The sequence below is a fragment of the Providencia sp. PROV208 genome (assembly GCF_028479465.1).
GTDB lineage: Bacteria > Pseudomonadota > Gammaproteobacteria > Enterobacterales > Enterobacteriaceae > Providencia > Providencia alcalifaciens.
Window position 1 is genome coordinate 163751 of record NZ_JAMPNS010000008.1, and the last position, 25777, is coordinate 189527.

General features: G+C 43.0%; 26 protein-coding genes and 1 other RNA gene. 16 read left to right on the forward strand and 11 right to left on the reverse strand.

Annotation, left to right across the window (positions count from 1 at the left end; translation table 11 throughout):
• Positions 1-32 precede the first annotated feature (32 nt).
• The 10 genes from PR766_RS07195 to dagF all read left to right on the forward strand — a co-directional run bounded on the left by PR766_RS07195 (position 33) and on the right by dagF (position 9026).
• Positions 33-740 (forward strand): pirin family protein, encoded by a 708-nt coding sequence (locus PR766_RS07195; protein WP_006659136.1) that lies wholly within the window; start codon positions 33-35, stop codon positions 738-740.
• A gap of 187 nt (positions 741-927) precedes the next feature.
• Positions 928-2865, forward strand: coding sequence for a BglG family transcription antiterminator (locus tag PR766_RS07200; RefSeq protein WP_006659135.1), 1938 nt, complete (start codon positions 928-930; stop codon positions 2863-2865).
• 481 nt (positions 2866-3346) lie between these two features.
• Complete coding sequence (locus PR766_RS07205) at positions 3347-3685, forward strand: transcriptional antiterminator (protein ID WP_006659134.1); 339 nt, start codon at positions 3347-3349, stop codon at positions 3683-3685.
• Positions 3686-3717: 32 nt separating this feature from the next.
• Positions 3718-4083 carry an SFCGS family glycine-rich protein gene (locus tag PR766_RS07210; RefSeq protein WP_006659133.1) on the forward strand — a complete coding sequence of 122 codons (366 nt, stop codon included), beginning with the start codon at positions 3718-3720 and terminating at the stop codon, positions 4081-4083.
• Entirely contained in the window at positions 4083-4379 is a 297-nt protein-coding gene (locus PR766_RS07215; RefSeq protein WP_154630833.1) for a DUF4312 family protein, read from the forward strand. Before PR766_RS07210 ends, PR766_RS07215 begins: the two co-directional genes overlap by 1 nt.
• Before the next feature lie 26 nt (positions 4380-4405).
• Positions 4406-5197, forward strand: coding sequence for a DUF4311 domain-containing protein (locus PR766_RS07220; protein ID WP_006659131.1), 792 nt, complete (start codon positions 4406-4408; stop codon positions 5195-5197).
• A gap of 2 nt (positions 5198-5199) precedes the next feature.
• Positions 5200-5850: a DUF4310 family protein gene (locus tag PR766_RS07225; protein WP_006659130.1), complete on the forward strand. Its 651-nt coding sequence runs from the start codon at positions 5200-5202 to the stop codon at positions 5848-5850.
• A 198-nt stretch (positions 5851-6048) separates the two neighbouring features.
• Positions 6049-7188 (forward strand): amidohydrolase/deacetylase family metallohydrolase, encoded by a 1140-nt coding sequence (locus PR766_RS07230; RefSeq protein WP_036976033.1) that lies wholly within the window; start codon positions 6049-6051, stop codon positions 7186-7188.
• The gene (locus PR766_RS07235) at positions 7172-8284 is read left to right on the forward strand and encodes a DgaE family pyridoxal phosphate-dependent ammonia lyase (RefSeq protein WP_036959967.1); all 1113 of its coding nucleotides are present in this window, start codon (positions 7172-7174) and stop codon (positions 8282-8284) included. Before PR766_RS07230 ends, PR766_RS07235 begins: the two co-directional genes overlap by 17 nt.
• Position 8285: 1 nt before the next feature.
• Entirely contained in the window at positions 8286-9026 is a 741-nt protein-coding gene (gene dagF, locus PR766_RS07240) for a 2-dehydro-3-deoxy-phosphogluconate aldolase (RefSeq protein ID WP_006662920.1), read from the forward strand.
• A gap of 126 nt (positions 9027-9152) precedes the next feature.
• On the opposite strand, the gene PR766_RS07245 is transcribed toward dagF, so the two are convergent.
• The 3 genes from PR766_RS07245 to rsmI all read right to left on the reverse strand — a co-directional run bounded on the left by PR766_RS07245 (position 9153) and on the right by rsmI (position 11974).
• Positions 9153-10223, reverse strand: coding sequence for a 4Fe-4S binding protein (locus PR766_RS07245; protein ID WP_006662919.1), 1071 nt, complete (start codon positions 10221-10223; stop codon positions 9153-9155).
• Between the two features lie 421 nt (positions 10224-10644).
• Positions 10645-11018: RNase P RNA component class A (gene rnpB, locus PR766_RS07250), an RNA gene on the reverse strand.
• An 83-nt stretch (positions 11019-11101) separates the two neighbouring features.
• A complete protein-coding gene (gene rsmI, locus PR766_RS07255; protein WP_006659125.1) occupies positions 11102-11974 on the reverse strand; it encodes a 16S rRNA (cytidine(1402)-2'-O)-methyltransferase in 873 nt (290 codons plus the stop codon).
• A gap of 61 nt (positions 11975-12035) precedes the next feature.
• Between rsmI and PR766_RS07260 the strand changes: the two genes are divergently transcribed.
• Genes PR766_RS07260 through dolP form a run of 4 tightly spaced genes read left to right on the forward strand, consistent with a single transcriptional unit; the run spans position 12036 to position 15323 of the window.
• Positions 12036-13712, forward strand: a complete 1677-nt coding sequence (locus PR766_RS07260) for a penicillin-binding protein activator (protein WP_154636111.1) — start codon at positions 12036-12038, stop codon at positions 13710-13712.
• A gap of 48 nt (positions 13713-13760) precedes the next feature.
• Positions 13761-14147: a YraN family protein gene (locus PR766_RS07265; RefSeq protein WP_006659122.1), complete on the forward strand. Its 387-nt coding sequence runs from the start codon at positions 13761-13763 to the stop codon at positions 14145-14147.
• A complete protein-coding gene (diaA, locus tag PR766_RS07270; RefSeq protein WP_006659121.1) occupies positions 14148-14738 on the forward strand; it encodes a DnaA initiator-associating protein DiaA in 591 nt (196 codons plus the stop codon).
• 9 nt (positions 14739-14747) lie between these two features.
• Entirely contained in the window at positions 14748-15323 is a 576-nt protein-coding gene (gene dolP, locus PR766_RS07275) for a division/outer membrane stress-associated lipid-binding lipoprotein (protein WP_006659120.1), read from the forward strand.
• 63 nt (positions 15324-15386) lie between these two features.
• Here the strand turns inward: dolP and mtgA are convergent, their stop codons facing one another.
• The 3 genes from mtgA to arcB form a co-directional block, all read right to left on the reverse strand.
• Positions 15387-16109 carry a monofunctional biosynthetic peptidoglycan transglycosylase gene (gene mtgA / locus PR766_RS07280; RefSeq protein ID WP_154636110.1) on the reverse strand — a complete coding sequence of 241 codons (723 nt, stop codon included), beginning with the start codon at positions 16107-16109 and terminating at the stop codon, positions 15387-15389.
• 8 nt (positions 16110-16117) lie between these two features.
• Entirely contained in the window at positions 16118-16768 is a 651-nt protein-coding gene (gene elbB, locus PR766_RS07285) for an isoprenoid biosynthesis glyoxalase ElbB (RefSeq protein WP_154636109.1), read from the reverse strand.
• 230 nt (positions 16769-16998) lie between these two features.
• Entirely contained in the window at positions 16999-19344 is a 2346-nt protein-coding gene (arcB, locus tag PR766_RS07290) for an aerobic respiration two-component sensor histidine kinase ArcB (protein WP_036959958.1), read from the reverse strand.
• A gap of 225 nt (positions 19345-19569) precedes the next feature.
• On the opposite strand from arcB, the gene PR766_RS07295 reads away from it, so the two are divergent.
• The gene (locus PR766_RS07295; RefSeq protein ID WP_154636108.1) at positions 19570-20946 is read left to right on the forward strand and encodes an FAD-dependent oxidoreductase; all 1377 of its coding nucleotides are present in this window, start codon (positions 19570-19572) and stop codon (positions 20944-20946) included.
• Positions 20947-20998: 52 nt separating this feature from the next.
• On the opposite strand, the gene sspB is transcribed toward PR766_RS07295, so the two are convergent.
• From sspB to zapE, 5 genes are all read right to left on the reverse strand, one after another.
• Positions 20999-21490 (reverse strand): ClpXP protease specificity-enhancing factor, encoded by a 492-nt coding sequence (gene sspB / locus PR766_RS07300; protein WP_006662914.1) that lies wholly within the window; start codon positions 21488-21490, stop codon positions 20999-21001.
• Between the two features lie 8 nt (positions 21491-21498).
• On the reverse strand, positions 21499-22140 hold the full coding sequence (gene sspA / locus PR766_RS07305; protein WP_006659114.1) for a stringent starvation protein SspA: 642 nt from the start codon (positions 22138-22140) through the stop codon (positions 21499-21501).
• 504 nt (positions 22141-22644) lie between these two features.
• Positions 22645-23037: a 30S ribosomal protein S9 gene (rpsI, locus tag PR766_RS07310; RefSeq protein ID WP_004258235.1), complete on the reverse strand. Its 393-nt coding sequence runs from the start codon at positions 23035-23037 to the stop codon at positions 22645-22647.
• A 14-nt stretch (positions 23038-23051) separates the two neighbouring features.
• Complete coding sequence (gene rplM, locus PR766_RS07315) at positions 23052-23480, reverse strand: 50S ribosomal protein L13 (RefSeq protein ID WP_006659112.1); 429 nt, start codon at positions 23478-23480, stop codon at positions 23052-23054.
• Between the two features lie 315 nt (positions 23481-23795).
• On the reverse strand, positions 23796-24929 hold the full coding sequence (zapE, locus tag PR766_RS07320; RefSeq protein WP_154636107.1) for a cell division protein ZapE: 1134 nt from the start codon (positions 24927-24929) through the stop codon (positions 23796-23798).
• A gap of 249 nt (positions 24930-25178) precedes the next feature.
• On the opposite strand from zapE, the gene zapG reads away from it, so the two are divergent.
• Positions 25179-25577, forward strand: a complete 399-nt coding sequence (gene zapG / locus PR766_RS07325) for a Z-ring associated protein ZapG (protein ID WP_006659109.1) — start codon at positions 25179-25181, stop codon at positions 25575-25577.
• The last annotated feature ends 200 nt before the right edge of the window (positions 25578-25777 follow it).

The following is a 25777-nucleotide window of genomic DNA, read 5'->3' on the forward strand; positions in this document are numbered from 1 at the left end:
TGGCTATATATTTTGAGTGAGGGTTAACCATTATGATGAATTTGAGATCAGTTAACCATTGTGGGAAAGCAGACTACGGTTGGTTACAAGCTCGCTATACCTTTTCGTTTGGACACTATTTTGATCCAGACTTAATGGGATTCAAAACTTTGAAAGTGCTAAATCAAGAAGTGCTTGCGCCCAATAGCGCGTTTCAACCAAGAGTTTATCCTCACGTTGATATTGTGAATATTATCCTGCAAGGACAAGCTGAATACCGTGATAATTTAGGCAACACCGTCAGCGCAAAAGCGGGAGAATGTGTGAGTTTCTCTCCTCGCCCTGACCTCAGTTACAGTGAGCATAATATCAGTGAGACGACGCCATTAACACGGCTTCAACTGTGGTTAAATGCCTGTCCTCAGCAGGAATCTATGCCACCACAAAAATTGATGTTAGCGGAGAAAGATTCCAAACTGATTGCTTCACCAGAGGGAGATGAAGATAGCTTACAGCTTCGCCAAAAAATTTGGATAAGCCAGATTTATCTTGAACCTCATGAATCAAAAACTATCCTATTACGGGGTAAAAACGCCTATTTGCAATCTATTCATGGCGGTTTACTGGTAAAAGGAAAAGAGGGGCAATCTCTTTCGATGAATTGCAATGATGGGCTGTTTATTCAGGATGAAAATATTCTGACCTTTACCGCTGAGAAACCATTTAGAGGTTTATTGATCGACTTGGGAGAGTCCCTTTAAGGAATTTTTAGGCAGGAAAAAAGAGTTTATGACTAAAATGGTCCAAAATTTGCGAATAGATTCGCAAAATTCATCATTTATATTTCCGCTATCCTAATACCACTGTGATAGAGTCCAGCCATAAGAGAGTTAAAAGACCATCCGTTTTCTAACTCCGAACTTTATTTTTGATTTTAAAGGGGTTCTTGTGGCTTTGTTCATTTTGCAGCGACACAATCAAATTTTCTCTCGGATCCTCAATGAGGTTGTCCCTCAAGATGAATTAGCGAAAAACTTTTCGGTTTCTACACGAACCATTCGTTCTGATATCAATGAAATCAACGAATTAATTAAAGATTATAGTGCCCATATTGTGTATGAGCGCGGTCGTGGCTATCAATTAAAAATCGAAAATGCAGAGGCTTTTGCCGCCTTTACCAAGCAAAATGATAAACATGGTCAGATCCCCCGTACGAGCAAAGAGCGCATTGATGCGCTCTTACTCAAGCTCTTAATGCTATCACTCCCCGTCAAGCTCGATGATATCGCGGAAGAGTGGTTTGTCAGCCGCAGCACTATCCAACAAGATATGGGCGCAGTAAGAGAGCATCTTCACCGCTATCAGGTTCAACTGGAAAGTATTCCACACCAAGGAATTCGTCTCAATGGAAGTGAGTGGGCAATTAGGGCCTGCATGACTGAAGCATTATGGCGGCAATTCAGCGAACAAATCACCCCCGACCTCGCAACCTTCTACCCTGAAAGTCTTGATAATCTGGATTTAACCTACATTAATAAAGTGGTTCATAACAGTTTGAATCGCTTTGATATCCGCATCAGCAATGAGGGTCATCTTTACCTTGTTTTTAACTGTGCAGTGACTATTTTGCGCATTACCCGAGGTCATGAACTCAATAGCAGCGTGAAAAATGAAGAATCCGAAGAGGTCATCAACCAAGCCTGCGATGAAATTTCCAAAGGGCTGATTTATTTTCTGGGTAATGATTTATCTTCCGCTGAGCTGAGTTTTTTACATGATCAAATTATCGCGCAGCGCATCAGTAACCAACATACATCTTCGCAGAAACACAGCCAGCACAACGAACTATCTGAGTATATTTTAAATTATATCAATGACTTGTATAACTACGATCTGCGTAATGATGAAAAGCTGAAAAAAGATTTAAATACCCACCTTGCCGCCTTAATTACTCGGCTCCAATACCATATATCTACCCCAAATCCGCTCCTGTCAGATATCAAGCAGTATTATCCGTTTGCCTATGATGTCACGTTGAGTGCGTTAACCAGTGCAAGCAAACAGTTGCTTCCACACCCAATCAATGAAGATGAATTGGGCTACTTGGCGGTGCATATCGGCGTTAGTCTTGAACGCAATTATGGGGCAGGGTCTGCACGCCAAACGGAAGTGCTCGTAGTGACCGATGCGGGTAACTCCACATTTCGTGTCGTGGAATCTAAAATCATGCGGGAATTTCCGCAGCTGAAATTTAGCCGTGGACTCACCTTGCAAGAGTACGAATCTCTGGATGAGATAACGGAAGACTTTGTGATCACCACCGTACGGATTTCCGAGAAAAATAAACCCGTTATTAAAATTGCGCCATTCCCGACACCTTACCAGCTTGAACAAGTGGGCCGCTTAGCGATGGTGGATCAGACCCGTCCCTATATTATTGAGCGCTTCTTCGATGAACGTTTCTTTATGGTTATCAATGAAAAAATTAGCCAAGAAGAGTTATTCCAAACGGTCTGCCATAAATTACAACAAGACGGCTATGTCACTGCCGATTTTTATCCGTCATTGCAGGAGCGAGAATCCATTGTCTCTACGCTACTCGGTGAAGGCATTGCGCTACCTCACTCCTTAGGGTTACTCGCCAATAAAACGGTTGTGACAACCATCCTTGCCCCAAAAGGCATCGAGTGGAACAAAGAAACCAAAGAAAACGCCTATGTCATTTTCTTACTGGCAATCAGTAAAACGGACTATGAAGAAGCCATGGCAATTTATGACCTATTTGTTACTTTCGTCAAAGAAAAAACAACACGACGCCTCATTAATGTTAAAAACTTCAATGAGTTCCAAGCGATAGCCAAAGACAGCCTGGCTCGAATTGTGTGATTTCAATGAGTTTCCACTTCCTTGCGGAAAAAGGGAAGTGGGCACTGTTTACGTGATCCTAACCACAACTCCATCAAATGATTTTTAGTCTAATTCATCCATTTCATGCATAAAATAGGTAAGTGGAAGTGAAAATTTCCACTCTACGTATGTTTCCATTTATTCATTTCCACTTTTATTACACCCTCCAAACATCATTTCCAGATTTCAAAAAATCAATCTAATTTATTGAATTTAAATATCTTTAATCTTTTAATCATAATTAGCCCCTACTTTTTGTCCCTCATAATGCATAACATTTTCCAGTTAACTTCCTTTTAGACCAAAAAATAGCCTCAAATCGTCCGTTTATGCTTCCGAATTATTTCCACTTAGAACTGGAAATTCCCTGTCTGCAAAAACAATAAAGAAGCGACTAAGGTATTAGCATGAATAAATGAAGTTACATGATTTGAAATATTATCTTGGATTTTAAATAGTTATGAATGAATCAGTTGTAGTTTTCAAAATGTTAGAGGACGACCTTGATGTTCAACAGGTCACACACAAACTGCTAGCAGTGATTACTGACTGGCTCAAACAGGAGGGTTGCTACACCACAGATGTACAGCAGCAGATGTTGGAGTCTCATCTACGTGCCATGGTTGATAGAGCCAAAACTGGCGAAGCCTTACCGGAAGTGGATATTAGCTTGTTTGATGAAATCTCGGCACATTCGATTGCATTAGCACAACGAGTCGTCGATACACTTCCGGGACTTGCACCAGAAGAGACTTACTTGCTTTCAGTCCACTTTGAAGTTGCCCGTTCTAATGATTAATTTTTAGCATTAAATTTTTTGGAGAATATTTTATGAAACAGATAGTTATTGTTATTGGCGATCGTTTAGGTAAAGGGCAAAAAGTGGCTGCTGGCGTTGAAACCGCGGGTGGAAAAGCCATTGTCGTACCCGGCGTCGCTGCCGATATGAAACTCGGGGATGTGATGAACCAAGAGCAAGCAGACCTGGGCATTTCATTCTGTGGAAGCGGTGGCGCAGGCGCTATCACCGCTCAAACTAAATATGGCTATAAAGCACGTTATGGTATGCGTTCGATTGAAGAAGGAGAAACCGCAATTGCAGAGGGCTGCAATGTATTAGGTTTCGGTTTTATGGACAAGGAAGAGTTAGGCGAGCGCTTAGTCAAAGCTTTTAATAAAAAATACGGCAACGCTTAATGAAAAAATCTATCGAAACGACAGTACGGGTGACAGGGCAAGGCGATACCAAGCAAAAAGCCATTGCGGACGCCTTAAATTCGATTCAAAAAACCGTACTTAAGAACAGCACCGACATTATCCTGCGGATAGAACCAAAGGATGTTGAGGTTATTAGTGCTCACTCTCATTCGCGGACAGAAAAATTTCTTTTTCTCTTTTTGCCACGCAAACGTGAACATTTTCGTGTTGTACTCGACGTTTCGCTGGATGTCACCTTACTTTCTGTCAACGAAATTCCATTTACAGAACAATAAAAGCAATCAGGTCTGGAGTAAATTCCATGAGTGAAACTGCATCTTTCTTAGAAATATTGGGCATGTCCCTTATCATCGGCGGTCTTTGCGGCTTCGGTTTAGGCGCAGGGGCAGCACGTATGTTCCACGCGCCAACCATACAAGGTATGGGTGCATTCCGTACACTTGGTGAATTAAACGCATGTGAAGGCGACCCTGCATCACACTTCTCGTTCGGCTTAGGCTTCTTCTTCAACGCATGGGCATCTTCTGTCGCTGCGGGTGCATTCACCCAAGATGTTGACCATCGTATTATTCCTAACTGGGGCGCCGCAGCGCTACTGACCAAAAATCGCAGTGTGGCAGACACTCTGCATAACCCGAAAAAAATGGCGATTGCCTGTGCCATTATTGGGGCATTGGTGGTCGCCTTCTTAAATACCACAGCATCTGCGGTACCCGCAGCACTGCAAACTACCGCGATTAACGTACTTGTACCGGCAGCTAACTTACTGGTTAACACCGTGATGCCTGTCATTTTCTGGTTAGCCGCAATGGATGCTGGTCGTCGCTCTGGTTTCTGGGCAACCTTATTCGGCGGTTGTGCTCAATTAATCATGGGTAACGCAATCCCTGGTTTAGTGTTAGGGATCTTGATTGGTAAAGGCGTGGATGACAATGGCTGGAACCGTATCACGCGTACCATGATGATCACCGTTGTTCTGCTGTTCGTTCTCAGTGGTTTCTTCCGTGAATTTGACCTGAAGATGATCACCTCTTTCAACTTAGACAAACCACTGTGGCTTGAATATGTCCACGGACTGCTGAGCGGGAAATAATCATGACAACTGAAATTAATAAACAAGACTTTTGGTACGCAGAATGGTCCTTTCCTATCTTTGTTGGCTTGTTATCTGCTGGGATCTTCGCAGGTACGCACATGTATGTGGTGTACGGCTTCGGTGCTTTTAACGAAGTGGCTTTTGTCGCCATGTTACGCGCCGGGCTAGATACTGGAGTTTACGGGGCGGTTGCCGCCTTTGGTGCCAGTTTCCTGTTTGCTCGGATCATAGAAGGGTCATTAGTGGGGATTTTAGATATCGGTGGTGCACTACAAACCGGTATTGGCTTAGGTGTTCCAGCCCTCTTTTTAGCGGCTGGCTGGGATATCTTAGTCACTAACTTTTGGATCTCCCTGCTCACGGGCTTATTCCTCGGTGTACTTATCGGCTTAATTATTGTTTTTGCTCGTAAGTTTACCATTGCCCAAGCTAACTCCACATTTGGCGCAGATGTCATGATGGGCGCGGGTAACACCTCCGGTCGTTTTTTAGGTCCATTGATTATATTGGCAGCGATGGCGGCATCGATTCCAATTGGTATTGGTGCACTGATTGGCTCACTGATTTTCTATGTATGGCAAAAACCTGTCGCCGGTGGCGCTATCTTAGGCGCGATGTTATTTGGGTATTTCTTCCCACTCGCAGCTTAATAGCATTTAGAACAAATGCGACGGTTTGCATCACTTAGAACAAACACTTGAGCATACTCTAAATAATTCAAGCTGCAGCTAGGCGGCAAGCGACGATATCCCTAGGAGCATACATAAGTATGTGACTAGGGTAGCGGAAGAGCAGCCAACAACGCTGCGGTTTGAAGTATGACGAGTATGACTATAAAGAAGGTAATCATGTATTCTCTAATCATCAAACAGGGCAAGCGTATCGATGGTTCAATTATCGATATTCTAATCAAAGACGGAAAAATCGAAGCTGCGGGCCCTGAGCTTTCCCACAATCAGCAAGCTGAGAAAATTATTGATCTTGAAGGAAAGCGATATGTTAGCGCTGGATGGATAGATTCTCACGCCCACTGTTTTGCAGAGTCACCGATTTACTTCGATGAACCTGATCTCGCCGGTGCTGCTGGCGGTGTCACTTCACTAGTTGATGCGGGCAGTGTGGGAGCTGATGATATTGATCGGTTTTATCGGTTAACCACTCAATCCAAAACCAACGTCTTCTCACTGCTGAATATTTCGCGCATTGGCATTATTGCTCAGAATGAGCTGTCCAATATGGACAATATCGATGATGCGAGTTTCCAAGCCGCACTTGAGCGCCACCCAAGCTTTGTGGTTGGTATGAAAGCAAGAATGAGTAAAAGTGTGGTAGGCGAAAATGGTATAGCGCCGCTGATTAAAGCCAAAGAAATGCAGAAGAAACACGCGCTTCCGCTAATGGTACATATTGGAAACAACCCACCTAATATTGATGACGTTGCCGACCTACTCACTCGTGGCGATATCATCACCCACTGTTTTAATGGCAAACCTAATAAAATTTTAGGGGATGATGGCTATCTGAAACCGTCCATTGCCCGAGCATTAGCCCGCGGCGTGATCCTCGATGTCGGTCACGGTGGCGAAAGTTTTAGCTTTAAAGTGGCAGAACAAGCCATGCGCATCGGGACTTACCCCGACATTATTAGTTCCGATATTTATCACCGCAACCGAGTGAATGGTCCCGTGTATAGCCTCGCTTTTGTGATGACTAAATTCCTGTGTATGGGATTCAGCGCGGAACAAGTTTTACGCTGCGTAACCGAAAAAGCCGCTGATTTACTGTCTCTTCCAGCCAAAGGTTATTTAAGACCGGGCTTTGATGCAGACATTACCTTATTTGACCTGAAAGAAGAACCCACTGAGCTGACAGATGCAGAAGGGGAACACCGTATCGGAACACATCGTTTTGTGCCGGTTGCTGCCATCGTCGGTGGAAAACATATTATTCCTGCGCAAGGTGAAACCGAACATGCAATCAATCTATGAAAAATATCAATTAAAACACGTCATCAATGCATCGGGTCGAATGACTATTCTGGGCGTTTCGACTCCGACACCAGAAGTGGTAGAACGCGTCACTTATGGATTGAATCACTATTTTGAAATTAAAGATTTAGTGAACAAAACTGGGGAATACATCGCTCAGCTATTAAATGTTGAGTCGGCTGTCGTCGTTTCCTGTGCATCCGCAGGTATTGCCCAAGCCGTCGCCGCTGTTATTGTTCAAGATGATGATGACCTCCTTTTGAACTTACACTCCTCAAGCAAATCAGTTCCTCGCGAAATTATACTGCCTAAAGGACATAACGTGAATTTTGGTGCCCCCGTAGACACCATGGTCACCTTAGGCGGCGGTAAAGTCATTGAAGCTGGCTTTGCTAATGAGTGCAGCGCGGCACAACTCGCGGCAAAAATCACCCCCCAAACCGCCGCAATTTTGTATATCAAATCCCACCATACTGTGCAAAAGAGCATGTTAACGGTTGCTGAAGCCGCCAAAGTGGCCCATGCCCACCAGCTTCCATTGATTGTCGATGCAGCAGCAGAGGAAGACTTAACGACATATTACCAAGCCGGTGCCGACCTCGTTATTTATAGCGGTGCCAAGGCAATTGAAGGTCCGACCAGTGGCTTGGTAATCGGTAAAAAACAGTATGTTGAATGGGTTAAACGCCAATCTCAAGGGATTGGTCGAGCCATGAAAGTGGGTAAAGAAGGTATTCTCGGATTAACGCTAGCTATCGAACAATATCTCACTGCGACCAAAGAAACCGGCGCAGAGATGGTTAGCCGTATGAATAAATTCCTTGACGATTTAAATGGAATTTCAGGAATTTCAGCGCGCATCGTTTGGGATTCCGCTGGACGCGATATCGCCAGAGCCGAGATCAGTTTTGATGAAAAAGCGATTGGCAAAACGACCTATCAAATTATGGCTGATTTAAAGCAAGGCGATACGGCAATTTATTTCCGTGAATATAAAGCGAATGAAGGCAAAGTTGAAGCTGATATTCGTAGCGTTAGCACCGAACAACTCGATGTTATTTCGCAAAAAATTCGTCGATTAGTAGAAGGAATTTAAAATGAAGTTATCACCTAATTTTTACCATGACCGAGTGTGCTTAAACGTCTTAGCAGGGAGTCATCAAAACGCCAAAGATATCTATACCGCTGCGGAAAGCTTTGTGGTTGTTGGCGTGTTATCCAAAAATTACCCTGATCTTGAAAGCGCTATTGCGGATATGAAAATTTACGCCAAAGAAGTGGATAATGCCTTGTCTGTGGGATTAGGCGCGGGCGATCCGAATCAATCCACCATGGTGTCTCTGATTTCAAAAGAAGTTCAACCACAACATGTGAATCAAGTGTTTACGGGAGCCCCCATTAGCCGTGCGTTATTGGGACAAAATGAAACTTTTGTGAATGCGTTGATTTCCCCAACTGGCACTGTTGGTATGGTGAAAATTTCAACGGGACCATTAAGTTCCCAAGCGCCGGATGGCATCGTCCCGATTGAAACAGCCATCATGATGCTCAAAGATATGGGCGCAGATTCTGTGAAGTTCTTTAATATGCAGGGCTTAAAACATATCGAGGAATATAAAGCGATCGCCAAAGCATGTGCCGAGTTTGATTTTTCTTTAGAACCAACGGGCGGTATTGATTTGGATAATTTTGCTGAAATTTTACAGATTGCTCTTGATGCTGGCGTGAAGAAGATTATTCCCCATATTTATAGCTCTATCATCGATAAAGCTACCGGCAATACTCGCCCTGAAGATGTACGCCAGTTATTGCAAATGGTTAAACAAGCCGTTAACTAATACGGCAGCAAGCTGCAAATAAGAAAATAAATCTAAGCGAGAGATTAAAGTCTAGTCCATTACCACAATAAAAAAGCAACAATGCCCCACTCATTTTTCATGCTGTGGGGCATTTTTTATTTTGAATTAATGACTTATCATTTTAGCGTTCGGTATAATGTGAAACCAATAGCTATCGGGTACTGGGCTATCCCAAACGCCCATGTAAACTGCAACACCAATCATCAAAAATAATATGCTGAGCGTCAAAACGGCCATTAACACTCCTGATAATGAACGTTGATGTTTTTGAGTCGGAGTGTGTAGTGAAAAAGTCAATGTTGATGCAACAGGGCATGATTCAACGCATGTCATGCATCCCGTACACTCGACCGTTCTGACCTTAATTAATTGATCAACAGGGATCCGTGATGGGCAATTTTTGGCACATTTCCCACAATCAATACAACTTTCCGCATTGCGGTGAATTTTAAACGGTGAGAATAAAGAGAATAGCCCCAATAATGCGCCGTAAGGGCATAGATAACGGCACCAAGCGTTACGAATAAATAAGCTAATCACCACAAGAACGCAAACAGTGATAAGGGAAGCACTACTAATATAACGAAAGAAATCGAGCATTTTGACATCAATAATGATCCCGTAAGGTGACATCATAAAGTATTGGATCATCTGTGCAGGCATTGATAGCGAGATATAGAGGAAGAAGACTAATAATAGGTATTTTAATCCTCTTAGGGGAATATCGAGCCATTTAGGGACTTTGATTTGAAAACGAAAAAGTTTCTGCCCTATTTTCCCCGTGTATTCCGATATCGTTCCTATTGGACACATCCATGAACAGAATGCTTTTTTCAGTAATAAGCTAATGATAATAAAAGAAGCCAAAAGAAACATCGATGCGGCATGAATTGGCGGTAATCCCCCCATTTCGATAGTGTATTTTAAGTTCATTAATCCCGCGATAGGCAGCCAACCTTCAATACCGCCTGGGCGAGGAAGGTAAAATGTCATTCCTCCGGTTTCGTAATAACGCACCCAATAATAGAACGTGATGCCAATATAAATATTGATCGCCAATAGCGTGATTTGCACAGCTTTCCGCCACGTCGACGCATTACGCCAATCATTCCAAGGGAGTTTTCCGCCAACGGTACCAGAACGACGTGGATATCGTATTGATGTTTTTTTTATCATTTCCGCCCAGCTCTTTAACATGCATTTTAAATACTATTATTGTATTTAAGTCCCCAGCACACATATTGATTTGTATCACTGCCTTGCGATGTTGACGGTGGATATGGCGTATTGATAGGAAAATGTGCAAATGAAAGATAATAAGCTCAGATTTTTTCTAAATAGTTAGTGTAGTAACAAGGCAGCAAAATGAAGACAACGCGGGGAGCATACGCAAGTATGTGACTAGGATTAGTGGGGGTAGCCAACACCATTACATCATCAAATATGACATGAAAATTTTTTCTAAATAATTCAAGGTGTGCCAAGGCGGCAAAATGAGCCATTTTCACACAAAGATAGCCCCTAGGAGCATACACAAGTATGTGACTTGGGTTGACGAGTGAAGCCAACGCAGTCACAACTTGAAGTATGACGAAAAAATGGGAGTTGGTCGGTAAGCCGGGTTCTGTCGTGGACAACCATTCATCTAGGCCAGCACTTGCGCACTGGCTCCAGCAACCTACCCGAGTTCAATGCGGGCCGCACCATATGAACCCCTATTTGGTCTTGCTCCGGGTGGAGTTTACCATGCCACGAACTGTTGCCAGTCGCGCGGTGCGCTCTTACCGCACCCTTTCACCCTTACCTGATCCTGTAAACAGGCCATCGGCGGTTTGCTCTCTGTTGCACTTGTCGTAGGCTCGCGCCTCCCAGACGTTATCTGGCACCCTGCCCTATGGAGCCCGGACTTTCCTCCCCTCTACCCGTCTCCCGAAGGGACTACGATAAAGCAGCGGTTGTCTGACCAACTCCGCGGCGAATTATAGGCACTTTGTGATAGCTTGTACAGACTCTATAGCAGGCAATTTACGTCAAAACCTACACTTGAATAAAATTTACTCGTCGTCTTGCTGGTCAAGCATCAATTTGTATAACTGGTTTTTCTTCAGACCGTAAATTTCTGCGGTAATTGCCGCTGCTTTTTTCGGTGGTAACTCTTTTTGTAGCAAACCTAAAGTACGAAGAACATCTGGCGTAATCGCTGATTCATCATTTTGGGGCTTATACCCTTCTACTATCAGCACCATCTCACCGCGATGGCGATTTTCATCTTCTTTGACCCATGCAAGTAACTCCCCAACAGGTCGCCCTTCAATAGACTCCCATGTTTTGGTCAATTCTCGCGCTAAAACCACGCGACGCTCTGGTCCCCATACTTCCACCATGTCTGCTAAACTGTCTAATAAACGGTGAGTGGATTCATAAAAAATCAGCGTGCGAGTTTCTTGCTCTAAAGATTGCAGAACGTCTTTACGTCCCTTGGTTTTGGCGGGCAAGAAACCTTCATAGCAAAAACGATCTGAAGGTAAACCTGCGGCTGACAACGCCGTAATTGCCGCACACGCCCCCGGTAGAGGGACAACTCGAATACCAGCTTCACGGCAGCGGTTGACTAAATGATAGCCAGGATCATTAATTAAAGGTGTACCTGCATCCGAGACTAATGCGATACTATCTCCTTGTTGAAGCTTACTAATTAATTGATCTGCTTTTTGCTGCTCGTTATGATCGTGTAGCGCAAACATGCGCGCATTGATGGCAAAATTCTGTAATAGAATGCCTGAATGCCTTGTGTCTTCCGCAGCAATTAGGTCAACATGTTTAAGCACATCCAACGCACGTTGCGTGATATCTCCCATGTTACCAATTGGGGTAGGCACAATGTAAAGCGTGGATGCCATAACCACTGCTTGATTAGGTTGATTCATTGTTTCATCCGAATAGCCGGTTTAAAATTAAGCAATTGAAAAATACACCATTGGATACAGTATGCGTCCTTCAATTTTTTTGCATTTGAAAAAAAGATTACTCTGCACTGCGATGTTGTCGACTTTGGCATTAACTGGATGCCAAATCGAATCCTCGACAACCACGACCGCAACTCAGCAGCCTAGTGTTTCTGACGCCAGCCATTACCAGTCCATTATCGATGCTGCTCAAGGCAAACCATCAATGGATGTCCTGCGCGTTTATATTAGCCAAGAGCCTTTATTAACCGATCCGGCACAACATCAAGCGAATATTGATTCTCTGTGGCTGATGTTAACACAAATAAAGCCAGAACAGATTCAAGGAATCGAAGCTGACGAAAATATTCTACTGGGTTGGGTCGACCTGCTGGATATCTACCAAAATAATAAAGATGACCCAGAAGCACTACGCACTGGCATCGACGATTGGAAAACCCGTTACCCACATAACCCTGGGGCAAAAAATCTCCCGACAGCATTAGTGCAAGGTACTATTACTAAAGTCGGCGCCAATCCACGTATTGCACTATTTTTGCCAATGAGCGGACAAGGGCAAGTTTTTGGTCAAGCTATCATGCAAGGCTTCCTTGATGCACAAAAAGGCCTGCCGTCATCCCCAATCTCTCAAGAGTCTACTGCACCTGCCGCATCACAAGGCTCAGGGAATGATGTGCTCGATCAGATTTACCAAGAAGTTGCCGCTACGGTGAATGAAAATGCGAATACTGAAGTTGCTTCATCAACCGTCAGTATTGACGCAGTTCCGACCAATACTCAAAGCGTTAAAGTCTTTGATACTCAAGGTAAGGCTATGCCGCAGTTAGTCGCTCAAGCGACCTCTGAAGGTTATAACTTAATTGTTGGTCCATTACTGAAATCAGACGTTCAAGCTATTGCTCAAATGAACGCGCCAGTAAATATTTTGGCACTGAATGAATTAGACGCAAACCAATTACAGCCTCGTGCCAATCTCTGTTATTTCTCTTTATCCCCTGAAGATGAAGCGAAAAATGCCGCTAACCAAATGAGATTAGAGGGTAAACAAATGCCTTTAGTCTTAGTGCCCGCGTCACCATTTGGTGACCGTATCGCAAAAGCCTTTGCCGAAGAGTGGCAAGCAAAAGGTGGCGGGACTGCATTAATGCAAACATTTGGTTCTACTGCATCTTTAAAAGAATCGATCAACCGAGGTCAAGGGATCCGCATGACGGGAACCCCAATTAATGTTTCTACGCAAGGCGTGGAACAAGAAAACGGTAGCATTGATGCGGTCTATATCGTGGCAACACGCGATGAGTTAACCCTTGTCAAACCGATGATAGAAATGGCAATTAGCTCTCGCCAGCGCCCGGCTTTATATGCAAGTTCACGCAGTAACCAAGGAAATTCGAACGCGGATTACCGCTTTGAGATGGAAGGTGTGAAATTCAGTGAAGTGCCATTACTCGCAGGTGCAAACAACAATCTACGCAAACAAGCACAAGGTAAAGTGAATAATGACTATTCTCTATTCCGCCTGTATGCAATGGGGATTGATGCATGGTCACTGGCAAATAACTACGATAACCTACAAAACAATGGTCAGTTCCGTGTTAATGGGGCATCAGGTATGTTAAGTGTGCACGAAAACTGTGTGATTTACCGCGAATTACCTTGGTTGCAATTCAAGCAAGGACAAGTTAAGCCGGCACAATAACATGAACTAGGCAGCCTTACCGCTGCCTAATTTTCAGACAAGGATGTCATGAAAACAGTAGAAAAATCATTAAAATGGTTAACTGGTAAATACTACGAAAACCAAGCGCTCTCCTATTTAAAACAGCAAGGACTGACCTTTGTAGCACGTAATGTCCGAAATCGTGCAGGCGAAATCGATTTAATCATGCGAGATAAATCGAGCTGGGTATTCGTAGAAGTCCGTTTTCGCAAGAATAGTCATTACGGAGATGCACTTTTATCAGTAAACTGGCACAAACGCAGAAAAATATTGGCAACCGCGCAATATTGGCTTGCTCAACAACAACAAAGTTTTGAAACAACACCTTGCCGCTTTGATATCTGTGCGATCACCGGCAAACAGTTTCAGTGGATTCAAAACGCATTTAATCTCAGTGAACAGGAATATAAGTAAGTGCTAGATAGAATAAAAGTTTGCTTTACTGAAAGCATTCAAACTCAGATTGCTGCTGCAGAAGCCCTGCCTGATGCTATTTCTCGAGCTGCGATGATGATGGTGCAGTCACTGCTTAATGGTAATAAAATTTTGTGTTGTGGTAATGGCGCATCCGCAGCAACAGCACAGCGTTTTGCTGCCAGTATGATCCACCGTTTTGAAACTGAGCGCCCAAGCTTGCCCGCACTCGCGCTAAATACAGACAATACGGTACTGACTGCAATTTCAGGCAGTAAACAGCCCACCGAAATCTATGCGAAACAAGTAAGAGCTCTGGGGCAGCATGGTGATGTGCTAATGGCTATCTCAACCCACGGTAACAGCGCCGATATTATTAAAGCCGTAGAAGCCGCAGTGACTCGCGATATGACTATCGTGGCGCTAACAGGCTATGATGGTGGTGAGCTTGCTGGTCTTTTAGGACCACAAGATGTTGAAATTCGTATTCCATCCCAGCATAGTGTCAGAATTCAAGAGGTGCACTTACTCACTGTCAATTGTCTGTGTGACCTTATCGATAACACGCTCTTTCCTCATCAGAACGACTAAGGAGACAAAATGCGATTACTCCCGATTTTTGCCATAATGTTTAGTGCAGTTCTTTTACAAGGTTGTATTGGTGCAGCCGTCGTAGGTACGGCAGCAGTTGCGACCAAAAGCGCGACAGACCCGCGCTCTGTTGGTCAACAAGTTGATGATGGTACGTTAGAAGCTCGTGTCAGCGGTCAGCTCAATAAAAATAAAGATATCACCAATAATTCCCGCATCATCGCAACAGCCTATAAAGGCAATGTGTTGTTGACGGGTCAATCTCCCGATATGTCATTGGCAGACAAAGCCAAACAAATCGCCAGCAACGTTGATGGTACTGAAAAAGTCTATAACGAGGTACGTCAAGGTCAGCCTGTTGACTTAGGTACAGCGTCTAAAGACACATGGTTAACCACAAAGGTGAAATCCAAGATTTTAGCCAGTGATGAGGTGAAATCTGGCAGCGTTAAAGTGATTACTGAGAATGGGGAAGTCTTCTTATTAGGCGTACTCACTCAACAAGAAGGTGCTGCAGCGGCAAAAATTGCAAGTGAAACAGATGGCGTTCGTCGAGTAACGACAGCATTTACTTATCTCAATTGATTATAATTAGTAACCTATTGTGACAAAAAGCCAAGCCATGAAGTCAAATTCATGGCTTTTTTCTTATTCCTCACCGATATCGTTATTTTTCAGATAATTCCTATCTCCTAATAAGCTCATCTGATTCAGTATCCACGCCTGCCTTCTCAAAACATACGAAGATGGATTTTTTACATGGAATCTATGAGGATTAGGTAAAACGGCAGCTAAAAGTGCAGCCTCCTGCCGAGAAAGCTTACTAGCAGGCTTATTGAAGAATTTATTTGCAGCCTCTTCCACACCAAAAACACCCTCACCAAACTCTGCAATATTAAGATAAACAGTCAGTATTCTGGTTTTTGACCACATCAACTCCATAATAGGTGTCATAGCTGTCTCAATCCCTTTTCTTAACCAGCTCCTTCCATCCCATAACCATAGGTTTTTCACTGTTTGCTGAGAGATTGTAGAAGCCCCTCTAACTGTCTGTTTATTACTCGAATTATGCTTATATGCACGTTCAATCGCATTCAAATCAAATCCCCAATGATGTGGAAAATTTTGATCTTCTGAGGCAATGACAGCGAGATAAATATAGGGAGATATCTGTTTCTCACCAACCCAAGCCGAATGAGAAACATAAGAAAAATTAAAGTTTAGCCATGCAGAAAGTTGTCTTTCGACCATCACTGCAGAAAAGGGGACGGGTATAAATTTGAAGATCACAACAGAGACTAACCAGAGGGCAAGTAATGAAAGTGTGATCTTCTTTAACCAATACCACAAGCGAGAAACAAACTTTTGCATTGGATTAACTACGCCATTTCTAATACTTTCTCAACCAGCTTATTGATACCGACATTTGCCTCAGCAATAGATTGAGCCAGCATATAAGCAGGTGTTGTAACAACTTTGTTATTTTCATCTACCACAATGTTATCAACGGTACACTCCACATGCTGCCCCCCCATCTTTTCAATTTGGGCAATCGTTTCAGTATCATTGCCAATTGTCAGTTTCACTGATGTATTTAACATCTTTGGTAGCATGACAGGAGCAATACACATCAGCCCTAGCGGCTTTTTCTGTTGGTGCATGACCTGCACTAAACTTAATAGTTGTTTATTAATTTCACATTCACTGCCTTTGGTCGCAAAATTACATAAATTTTTCGCCACACCAAAACCACCAGGAATTATAAGGGCATCTAGCTTAGAGGGGTCAGCTGATGATAAAGGCGCTATTTTCCCACGAGAAATACGCGCAGACTCTTCAATTTGGTTACGAGTTTCTGTTTTTAATTCACCATTAACATGATTAATTACAGTAGCTTGGCCTTCATCTGGCGCAAAAAAGTGAACTTCTGCATTATTTTTGCTTAAAGCAAGTATAGTTAGCACTGATTCATGAATCTCACTTCCATCAAAAACACCACAGCCACTTAAAATTACCGCAATTGATTTCATATCTTCGTCCTTTTGTAGTAAATTACTCCCCAGAGCGAAAGCAGACAAACATCAATCTTCATCACAGATTTTAATGAATCTTGTAACAGGTTCGCTAAATTTTGGTATCTTGATAACGTCTGAGTCGTGACAAATAGATTTTAATGATTCGCCTAAGATAAAAATTATAAGCGAATCAATGATTTCCCTGGTGTTGGCGCAGTATTCGCGCACCCCAACTTAGGTTGGGGTTATTTTTTTGTACGACCATCCACCCAGTTTCTTAATGTTTCTATATCTGACTTCCAATCCTGTTTTAACTCATCCACCCACTCTTGCACGTTGTCCCACCACGCTGGTAATTCAGGGGATTGAATCTGCTGAGCGAGTTTCTGTAAATTTTTGAGTCCAACCGAACCTGCCGCGCCTTTAATTTTGTGAGCTTCCTCAACAATTCCCTTCTGATCCTTAGCCACCATATTAGAATCGAGAATGGCTAAATATCCCGGCAGCATTTTTTCAAACACTTCTAAGCCGTCATAAATCAGTTTTGGTCCCACTAATTCAATGTATTGCTCTAACATTTCGCAATCTAAAATAGATTCATCAACCTCTGCCATATCCACTTGCTCCTCATGCTGATCATTTGAAGATGCATTTTCACCCCAGAACTGCTCAATCACGTGAGTCAGTGCAGGTACTGATAATGGTTTGCTCAGAACGCCATCCATTCCTGCGTCAAAGTACTCTTTTTTGTCTTTGAGTACGTTAGCTGTCAACGCAATTAATGGCGGTAAATCTTCCTTATCATATTGTTGTTTAAGCTGTTTAGAGATATCGAATCCAGTCATATCTGGGAGTTGAATATCTAATAGGACTAAATCATATTCTCCAGGTGCGAACATCTCTAAGGCATCTTTACCTGTCATTGCAACATCAACCGTATTGCCAAGATTCTCTAGCACAGAACACGCCACAACCACATTTAGTTCAATATCTTCTACTAGTAAGATATGAAGGGCTGGTAACGGATAATCATCATTATCCTGTTGCTGTTCTTCGATTTCAGCCTCAACTTCAGGGGCGATAATCGACAGTGTGAATGTGGAACCTTGCCCTATGTCACTTTCTACGCGAATATCGCCACCCATACTTTGTGCTAACCTACGGGATACAGAAAGTCCAATCCCCGTTCCCGTTGCTGGACGTCCGCCAGCAGAATCTCGCACTTGATAGTACATCGCAAAGATTTTATCTAATTCATCTTTTGGAATACCAATTCCACTGTCTTTCACTTGGAAAATCAGTTTATTGTCAGCTTCTCGCCAAATGCTCAGTTTCACTTCACCTTTTTGAGTGAATTTCACCGCATTGCCGATCAAATTCCACAAGATTTGGCGTAAACGAGTGCCATCAGTCAGAATTGTTTTAGGCAGACCGTGCGCGACATCCATGACAAACTTCAGACCTTTCGGCTGAACCAGTAATCCACTGAGATTTTCTAAATCATTGACAAATTCAGGCAGCATCACAGGTTGGTTATCCAATTGAACTTTGCGACGCTCGATTTTATCCATCTCAATCACGTCATTAAAAATATTCCCTAACGTCACCGCACTGACATGAATTGTTTTTAAGTAGCTTGATTGTTCTTTGGTTAGTTTGGTATCTAATAAAATACGGCTAAGCCCTACAATGCCATTAAGCGGCGTACGAAGCTCGTGGCTGATCGTTGAGATAAAGGTAGTCTTCTCTCTACTGGCGTTCTCTAACGCCTCCTGATAGCGCTTACGCTCGGTAATATCCCGTCCAAAGCCCATCAGCCCGTGACGTTTACCCACTCGGTCATAAAATGGAACCTTGCGTAGTTCAAAACACGCTTTACGCCCATCAGGGTAAACCAACCACTGTTCATAAGTTAGCGCGACATTGTGTCTGAAAACTTTCTCATCCGTTTCCATCACTTTAGCCGCAATTTCTTCATCATAAATATCTAATGGCGTTAAGCCGACCAGCTGTTTTTCACTTTTACCCGTGAGCAGCTCCATTGCACGGTTACAACCGGAAAATTCATTATTTTCATTACGATAATAAACAAGATCAGGGGAAGCATCGAGAAATGAGCGTAGTAAAACGGACTGCTGTTCAAATTCAATTTGTGTTTGTTCGCGGTATTTCATTTCTTGTTTGAGTTGCTCTAACAACTCAAGATGGGCACTTTCGGCTTTTTCACGCTCTAAAATTTCGAGATTCAGTTGCTCAATATTGCCCTGTAATTGAGTATTGAGTTCTGAATCGCGCTTTCTCATAACCTCGAGTTTGTCCACCATCCGAGTTAAACGCTGGCGAGACTCCTCCAATTGCTCAACCACCACCGAAAGAAAATAAACCGCTAATGGCGTTATAATTAACCCAAAGAAAATCGAACCGACCATATCGAGGCTATCAACTTGCCCACGAAGAAAAATCGCTACCGCCATTTGCATTATCATGGCGAGCACAACTAACGCTGATGCGAGAAGCAAAGAGAAACGCACTAAGCCCAGTTTCATCATCAGGTCAACATAGTATTGTGCTAGACCGCGAAGTACTTTCATAACCACCCCTTAGTTAAATTCTCACTGAATCATATATCAAACAGGGCTGTTTCGGATGGGGTTTCATACGAAATATCGATCCTGCTCATTAAATCGCCGGTCACAATGAGATATTCATCCCTGTATTAGCAACTTTATTACGATAATCACTATTTATATCAATGCTATCAAAGTAAACTTCAATTTGTGTCATTCCCATAAAAGAATTTGGCTGAAAAGGTGACTATGTCCTCTTCAAATAGAGGTTCGCCCCGTCGTGAGCCCAATAAAAAAGCGCTAACTATTCGCAAAATTGAATTTGTGGAAATTTATCAGCCAATGAGTGGCCTCGAAGCGCAGCATCAAGCTCAACGCTGCTTGTCTTGCGGAAGCCCATATTGTGAGTGGAAATGCCCATTACACAATCCTATTCCCAACTGGTTAAAACTTGCAGGTGAAGGGCGAATTATCGAAGCTGCAGAGCTTTGTCATCATACCAATAGCCTGCCTGAAATTTGTGGGCGAATTTGCCCTCAGGAAAGATTATGTGAAGCTGCATGTGTCCTAGATGAAACGTTTGGCTCCGTCACTATTGGTCATTTGGAGCGTTATATTACAGACAGTGCCTTTGAACAAGGCTGGCGCCCTGACCTTTCCCATGTTCGCAGTACAGGCAAGCGTGTAGCCATCATTGGAGCAGGTCCAGCGGGGCTTTCTTGTGCCGATATTTTGGCTCGTCATGGTGTTCAAGCCACGGTTTTTGATAAATTCCCTGAAATTGGTGGGTTACTCACTTTTGGCATCCCTGCGTTTAAGTTGGAAAAACAGATAATGCAGCGTCGTCGACATATTTTCGAAGAGATGGGCATTACGTTTAAATTGAATACCGAGGTTGGGAAAGATATCCCATTAGAAACGCTGGCCAATGAGTTTGATGCGATTTTTGTGGGTACAGGCACCCATAAGCCCGTCTCTGGTTGCCTACCCAACGAGAGCGCTATAGGCGCTTATCAGGCGCTCCCTTATTTAATGGGTAATACGCACCATTTACTAGGCTACCCTGATGATCCGCAGTTTCCTTATATTTCGCTTGCTCATAAAAATGTTGTGGTGTTGGGTGCTGGGGATACCGCGATGGATTGTGTACGTAGCGCTATTCGTCAAGGTGCGAACCAAGTTCATTGTATCTACCGTGGTAGCATGAATGAAATGTCAGCGACAACAAGGGAAGTTATCCATGCGCAAGAAGAAGGCGCACAATTCCACTTTCATTTACAGCCCGTTAGCATCAATACCAATTCTGAAAATCACGTGATTAGCATCAGTTTTGTTAATACTGAGAATAACGCGATAGCCACGAAAAAAGTCCTATACCCTGCCGATGTGGTTATTATGGCGTTCGGTTTTGAATCAGAGGCACTACCTTGGCTTAAAGAGCATGCCGTTCAATATGATAAGGATGGAAGAATTATTGCGCCACGCCATCATCGCTATGCTTATCAAACCTCAAACCCGAAAATTTTTGCCGGAGGAGATGTTGTGCATGGTTCTGAATTAGTCGTCACGGCGATTGCCGAAGGACGAGGTGCCGCAGAGGGGATACTGACGTTTCTTCAGATATAAAAAAAGAGGAATTTCTTCCTCTTTTTATTCAATTACCTACTAGGTCTCACGCTTATTTTACGACGCGTAACGCAGGACGACCTTTCGGGGGTCTTGGTGGTTCATCATCTGGAGATGAAGGATCTTCAGTTTGAGGTACCTCATCGTGAACCAACACGATGTTGTCCGACAGTGTTTCATCAGCTGCATCATCTTCACCATCAAAGTGCTCATCATAAGCCGCTTCAGGTTCAAACATCATGCCCGCGCCATTTTCGCGAGCATACACCGCCATGATGGCAGCCATTGGCACATATACCTGGCGAGGTACGCCGCCAAATCGTGCATTGAATCGCACTTCTTCATTGGTAATTTCAAAGTTACCCACTGCACGAGGGGCAACATTTAAAACAATTTGCCCATCACGAGCAAATTCCATCGGAACATTCACCGCTGGAAGAGTGACATCAACCACCAAATGCGGAGTCATATCATTATCCAGCAACCACTCATAGTGGGCGCGCAGCAGATAAGGGCGACGTGGTGTCATTGGTGCCATTTCCATCATCCTACTTAGCCTCGTGCTGATAGGCGCATTTCACGCTCTAATTCAGTTAATGACGCTAAGAATGCATCACGTTCAAATACACGCTGCATATACATCTGTAAGTGCTTGCTGCTAGATGGTTTTAATTCGATACCTAATACAGGTAAACGCCATAAGAGTGGTGCTAAGTAGCAGTCTACTAAGCTAAATTCATCACTCATGAAGAATGGCATCTCAGCAAATACTGGAGAAACTGCGATCAACTCTTCGGCTAATTGACGGCGAGCGGTTTCTGCTTCTTGTGCAGTCCCTTTCTCGATTTTAGTCATTAGTGAATACCAGTCTCTCTGAATGCGGTGCATCAGCTGACGGCTTGTACCACGAGCCACTGGATAAACTGGCATTAATGGTGGATGCGGGAAACGCTCATCGAGATATTCCATAATGATGTGTGGGTCATACAGAGTCAGGTCACGATCCACCAGCGTTGGTACGCTTTGATACGGGTTAAGATCAATAAGGTCTTGAGGCATATGACCTGGCTCGACATGTTCAATTTCAACACTAACACCTTTTTCAGCGAGTACGATACGTACTTGATGGCTAAAAATATCAGTTGGGCCTGAAAACAATGTCATTACCGAACGTTTATTAGGAGCAACAGCCATTAAAACCTCCAAATGATAAAAATAATGATCCCTAATTAAAGGATTAATTCATTATTTTCATTTTTAAAATCCCATGTACTTAACCTTCCAAATCCATTTTGAAAGTCAGCACAACCCTCTCGCTTCATGGAAGCGAGAAATAATCAAATAAAAAACTGGGGCATAGTCTAACAGATTTTGTACAGCTTAGGGGGCTAACCCTGAGAAAATCATCGGTTAATTTTATTAGAGGCGGTATCGGACAGCAACAATCAGAATGATTCACTATAAATTATTATTTATTAAGATTAAAAAGCTTAAAGCCAACTCCACACTTAACTTGATTATATTTTTACCAGATTTGCGATATAGCGCAAAAAGAGGGAGAAATAGTAAAATAATTCCTTTCACCTATCTTTATTTTAATTAAATCACGATGAATCAATATTTTGTTTATTACAGGCAATAAAAAACCCGCCATAAAGGCGGGTTTTTTCATCAATTTTATGCCCAGAGGGCAATAAATTAACGTTTTGAGAACTGTGGACGACGACGTGCTTTGCGCAGACCCACTTTTTTACGTTCAACAGAACGCGCATCACGGGTAACGAAACCAGCTTTACGCAGATCAGAACGAAGAGTCTCATCATAAGCCATCAGTGCACGAGTAATACCGTGACGGATTGCGCCTGCCTGACCAGAGATACCACCACCTTTAACAGTGATGTACAGGTCCAGTTTTTCTAACATTTCAACCAGTTCTAACGGCTGACGAACTACCATGCGCGCAGTTTCGCGACCAAAGTATTGTTCCAGTGTACGTTGATTGATTGTGATGTTACCGCTACCCGGCTTAATAAAGACACGAGCAGATGAGCTTTTGCGGCGACCAGTGCCGTAGTATTGATTTTCAGCCATTGCTATAATCCCGATTAAATGTCAAGAACTTGCGGTTGTTGTGCCGCGTGGTTGTGCTCATTACCTGCGTAAACTTTCAGTTTACGGTACATTGCACGACCCAGAGGTCCTTTTGGCAACATGCCTTTAACCGCGATTTCAAGCACACGCTCAGGACTACGAGCAATCATCTCTTCGAAAGTTGCTTGCTTGATTCCACCAATATGGCCTGTGTGGCGATAGTAGATTTTGTCTTCGCGTTTTTTGCCGGTAACAGCAATTTTTTCTGCATTCAGAACGATGATGTAATCACCAGTATCCACATGCGGAGTATATTCCGCTTTATGCTTACCGCGCAGACGGCTAGCAATTTCAGTTGCAAGACGGCCTAAAGTTTTGCCATCTGCATCAACAACATACCAGTCGCGTTTTACGGTCTCTGGTTTAGCTGTAAAAGTTTTCATTAAAACTTACCCAATATTGAAGTTACACGTTGTGTGAACACTCATGTTCGTAAAATATAGCGAGGTTCACGCGACTCATTGTCCAGCAAACCCACCCCTTCGAGCAGCCTAGCTGGCATTAATGCGTTATTTTTTGGGAAATAAAAAACAACGCCGTAACGTGGGGTCGCAAGATTATAGAGAAGTCAGCAACAAAAATCGACCCCAAATGCATTTTTTTTACGTTCAAATAAACAATTAGTACCGCGTGTTCAAAAAGCACGCATAAATCTGGAGAGAAAACGACGTCCTTGAGACTCATTTCCTCTTTGGCTTCTATGATAAATGCGGGATTTTCAAATATTCTTCACTTTGCATTTCTTGCAAGCGAGAAAGGCAGCGCTGATATTCAAACGCCAAAAGTTGCCCTTGATAAAGTGAATCCATCGACACCTGTGCATTGATCATCAATTTTACCTTACGTTCATAGAACTCATCAATAAGCGCGAGAAAACGTCTGGCTGGGTTTTCGTCTTTCAGCCCCATCACGGGCACATCGTAAAGAAGCACTGTGTGATAACAATTTGAGAGGTAAATATAATCATTTTGGCTGCGAGGCTCTTCACACAATACTTTGAAGCTAATCGCTAATACACCTTCCGCGGAGCGAATTGCCTGCATTTTCCGATGGTTAACTTCCAATACTGGATTTTGCTGCCCTTCTTTGCCAGCGAGTTTCACAAATACTTCATCTAGATGATGGCGATTTTGCTCATTAATCGGTGATAAAAATAGGTGAGCTTGTGTCAGTGTTCTCAAGCGGTAGTCAATACCCGCATCCACATTCATCACATCGCAATAGGTTTTAATTTGTTCTATTGCGGGTAAGAATCGAGCACGTTGTAACCCGTTGCGGTAAAGATTGTCAGGGATGATGTTGGAGGTGGCAACTAACGTAATTCCGCGAGCAAACAGTCCTTCTAATAAGGTTCCTAGAATCATCGCATCAGTAATATCTGAAACAAAAAACTCATCGAAACACAAAACATCCGTCTGTTTTTTGAATTCATCAGCGATGATATCAAGTGGATTTTCTTGTCCTTGCAGTGACATTAAATCTTCCTGTACTTTCTTCATAAAACGGTGAAAGTGCAGACGCAGTTTTCGCTCACCCGGTAGGCTATCGTAAAACATATCCATCAACCACGTTTTACCTCGCCCAACGCCCCCCCACATATATAGACCTTGAACAGGGCGGCAATTTTTTACTGCTGGTTTATTGCCCAATAAGCGTCCAAAGCGTTGTTTAAGTCCGGTCGGTTTTTCATTTGGGAAGCAAGGTGTCGCGCTGCAAAATTGCTGATAAATCTTATCTAATCGCTCTACGGCTTGTTTTTGTACGTCATCAGGCTGGTAATTGCCTTGCTCTAGAGCTTGTTGGTAACGCATAGTAGGGGTCATCGGCGACATCAACTGAGTAATCCTTAAAATTTTCGGTTTTTTTTACCGTTATATGATATACACTGCCTCTATTATAACCAGATTCTGTTAGCATTTAACTTTCGATTAACTATTCAACATAGAGTAAGGAATTTCGCTTTATTATTCCACTCTTTAGCATTAACAGACGTGCTATTAACAGGTATAGTTAGGGTAATCGAGCTAAATTTTGGCAACCATTTTCTGTGAATTTTGATTGAAGTAAACGAAGGAGTTAGCATGACTTGGGAGTATGCACTAATAGGATTAGTTGTTGGCTTTATCATCGGCGCATTGGTTGTGCGTTATGGCAATCCAAAACTTCGTCAACAAAAAACGGCACAAGCTGAATTAGATAAAAAAAGCACTGAGCTAGAAGAGTATCGTAAAGAACTCGTTAGCCATTTTGCTCGCAGCGCAGAGTTATTAGATAAAATGGCACGCGATTATCGCCAACTGTACCAACATATGGCACAAAGCTCTTCTGAGTTAATGCCTGATATGCAAGATAATCCATTCCATTATCGTTTGACTGAGTCTGAAGCTGATAATGACCAAGCTCCGGTTAAAATGCCACCGAGAGATTACTCCGAGGGTGCTTCAGGATTATTCCGCCCTCTCGAAGAAAAAGAAAAATAATTCGTTGATTCTGCCACCAGTAGCATCCGTTACTGGTGGTGTTATTCATCCTACCAAAACATTCTAATTCCGAATAAAATCTTAGAGTTAGTTTAGCTACTGTATAGAAGTGAATACTTCATCTCAACATCATGTAAATGGATGTAAAATTGTGGATAAGTACTATCCGCATCGGGAACTTTTCCGCATAATCCATGGTC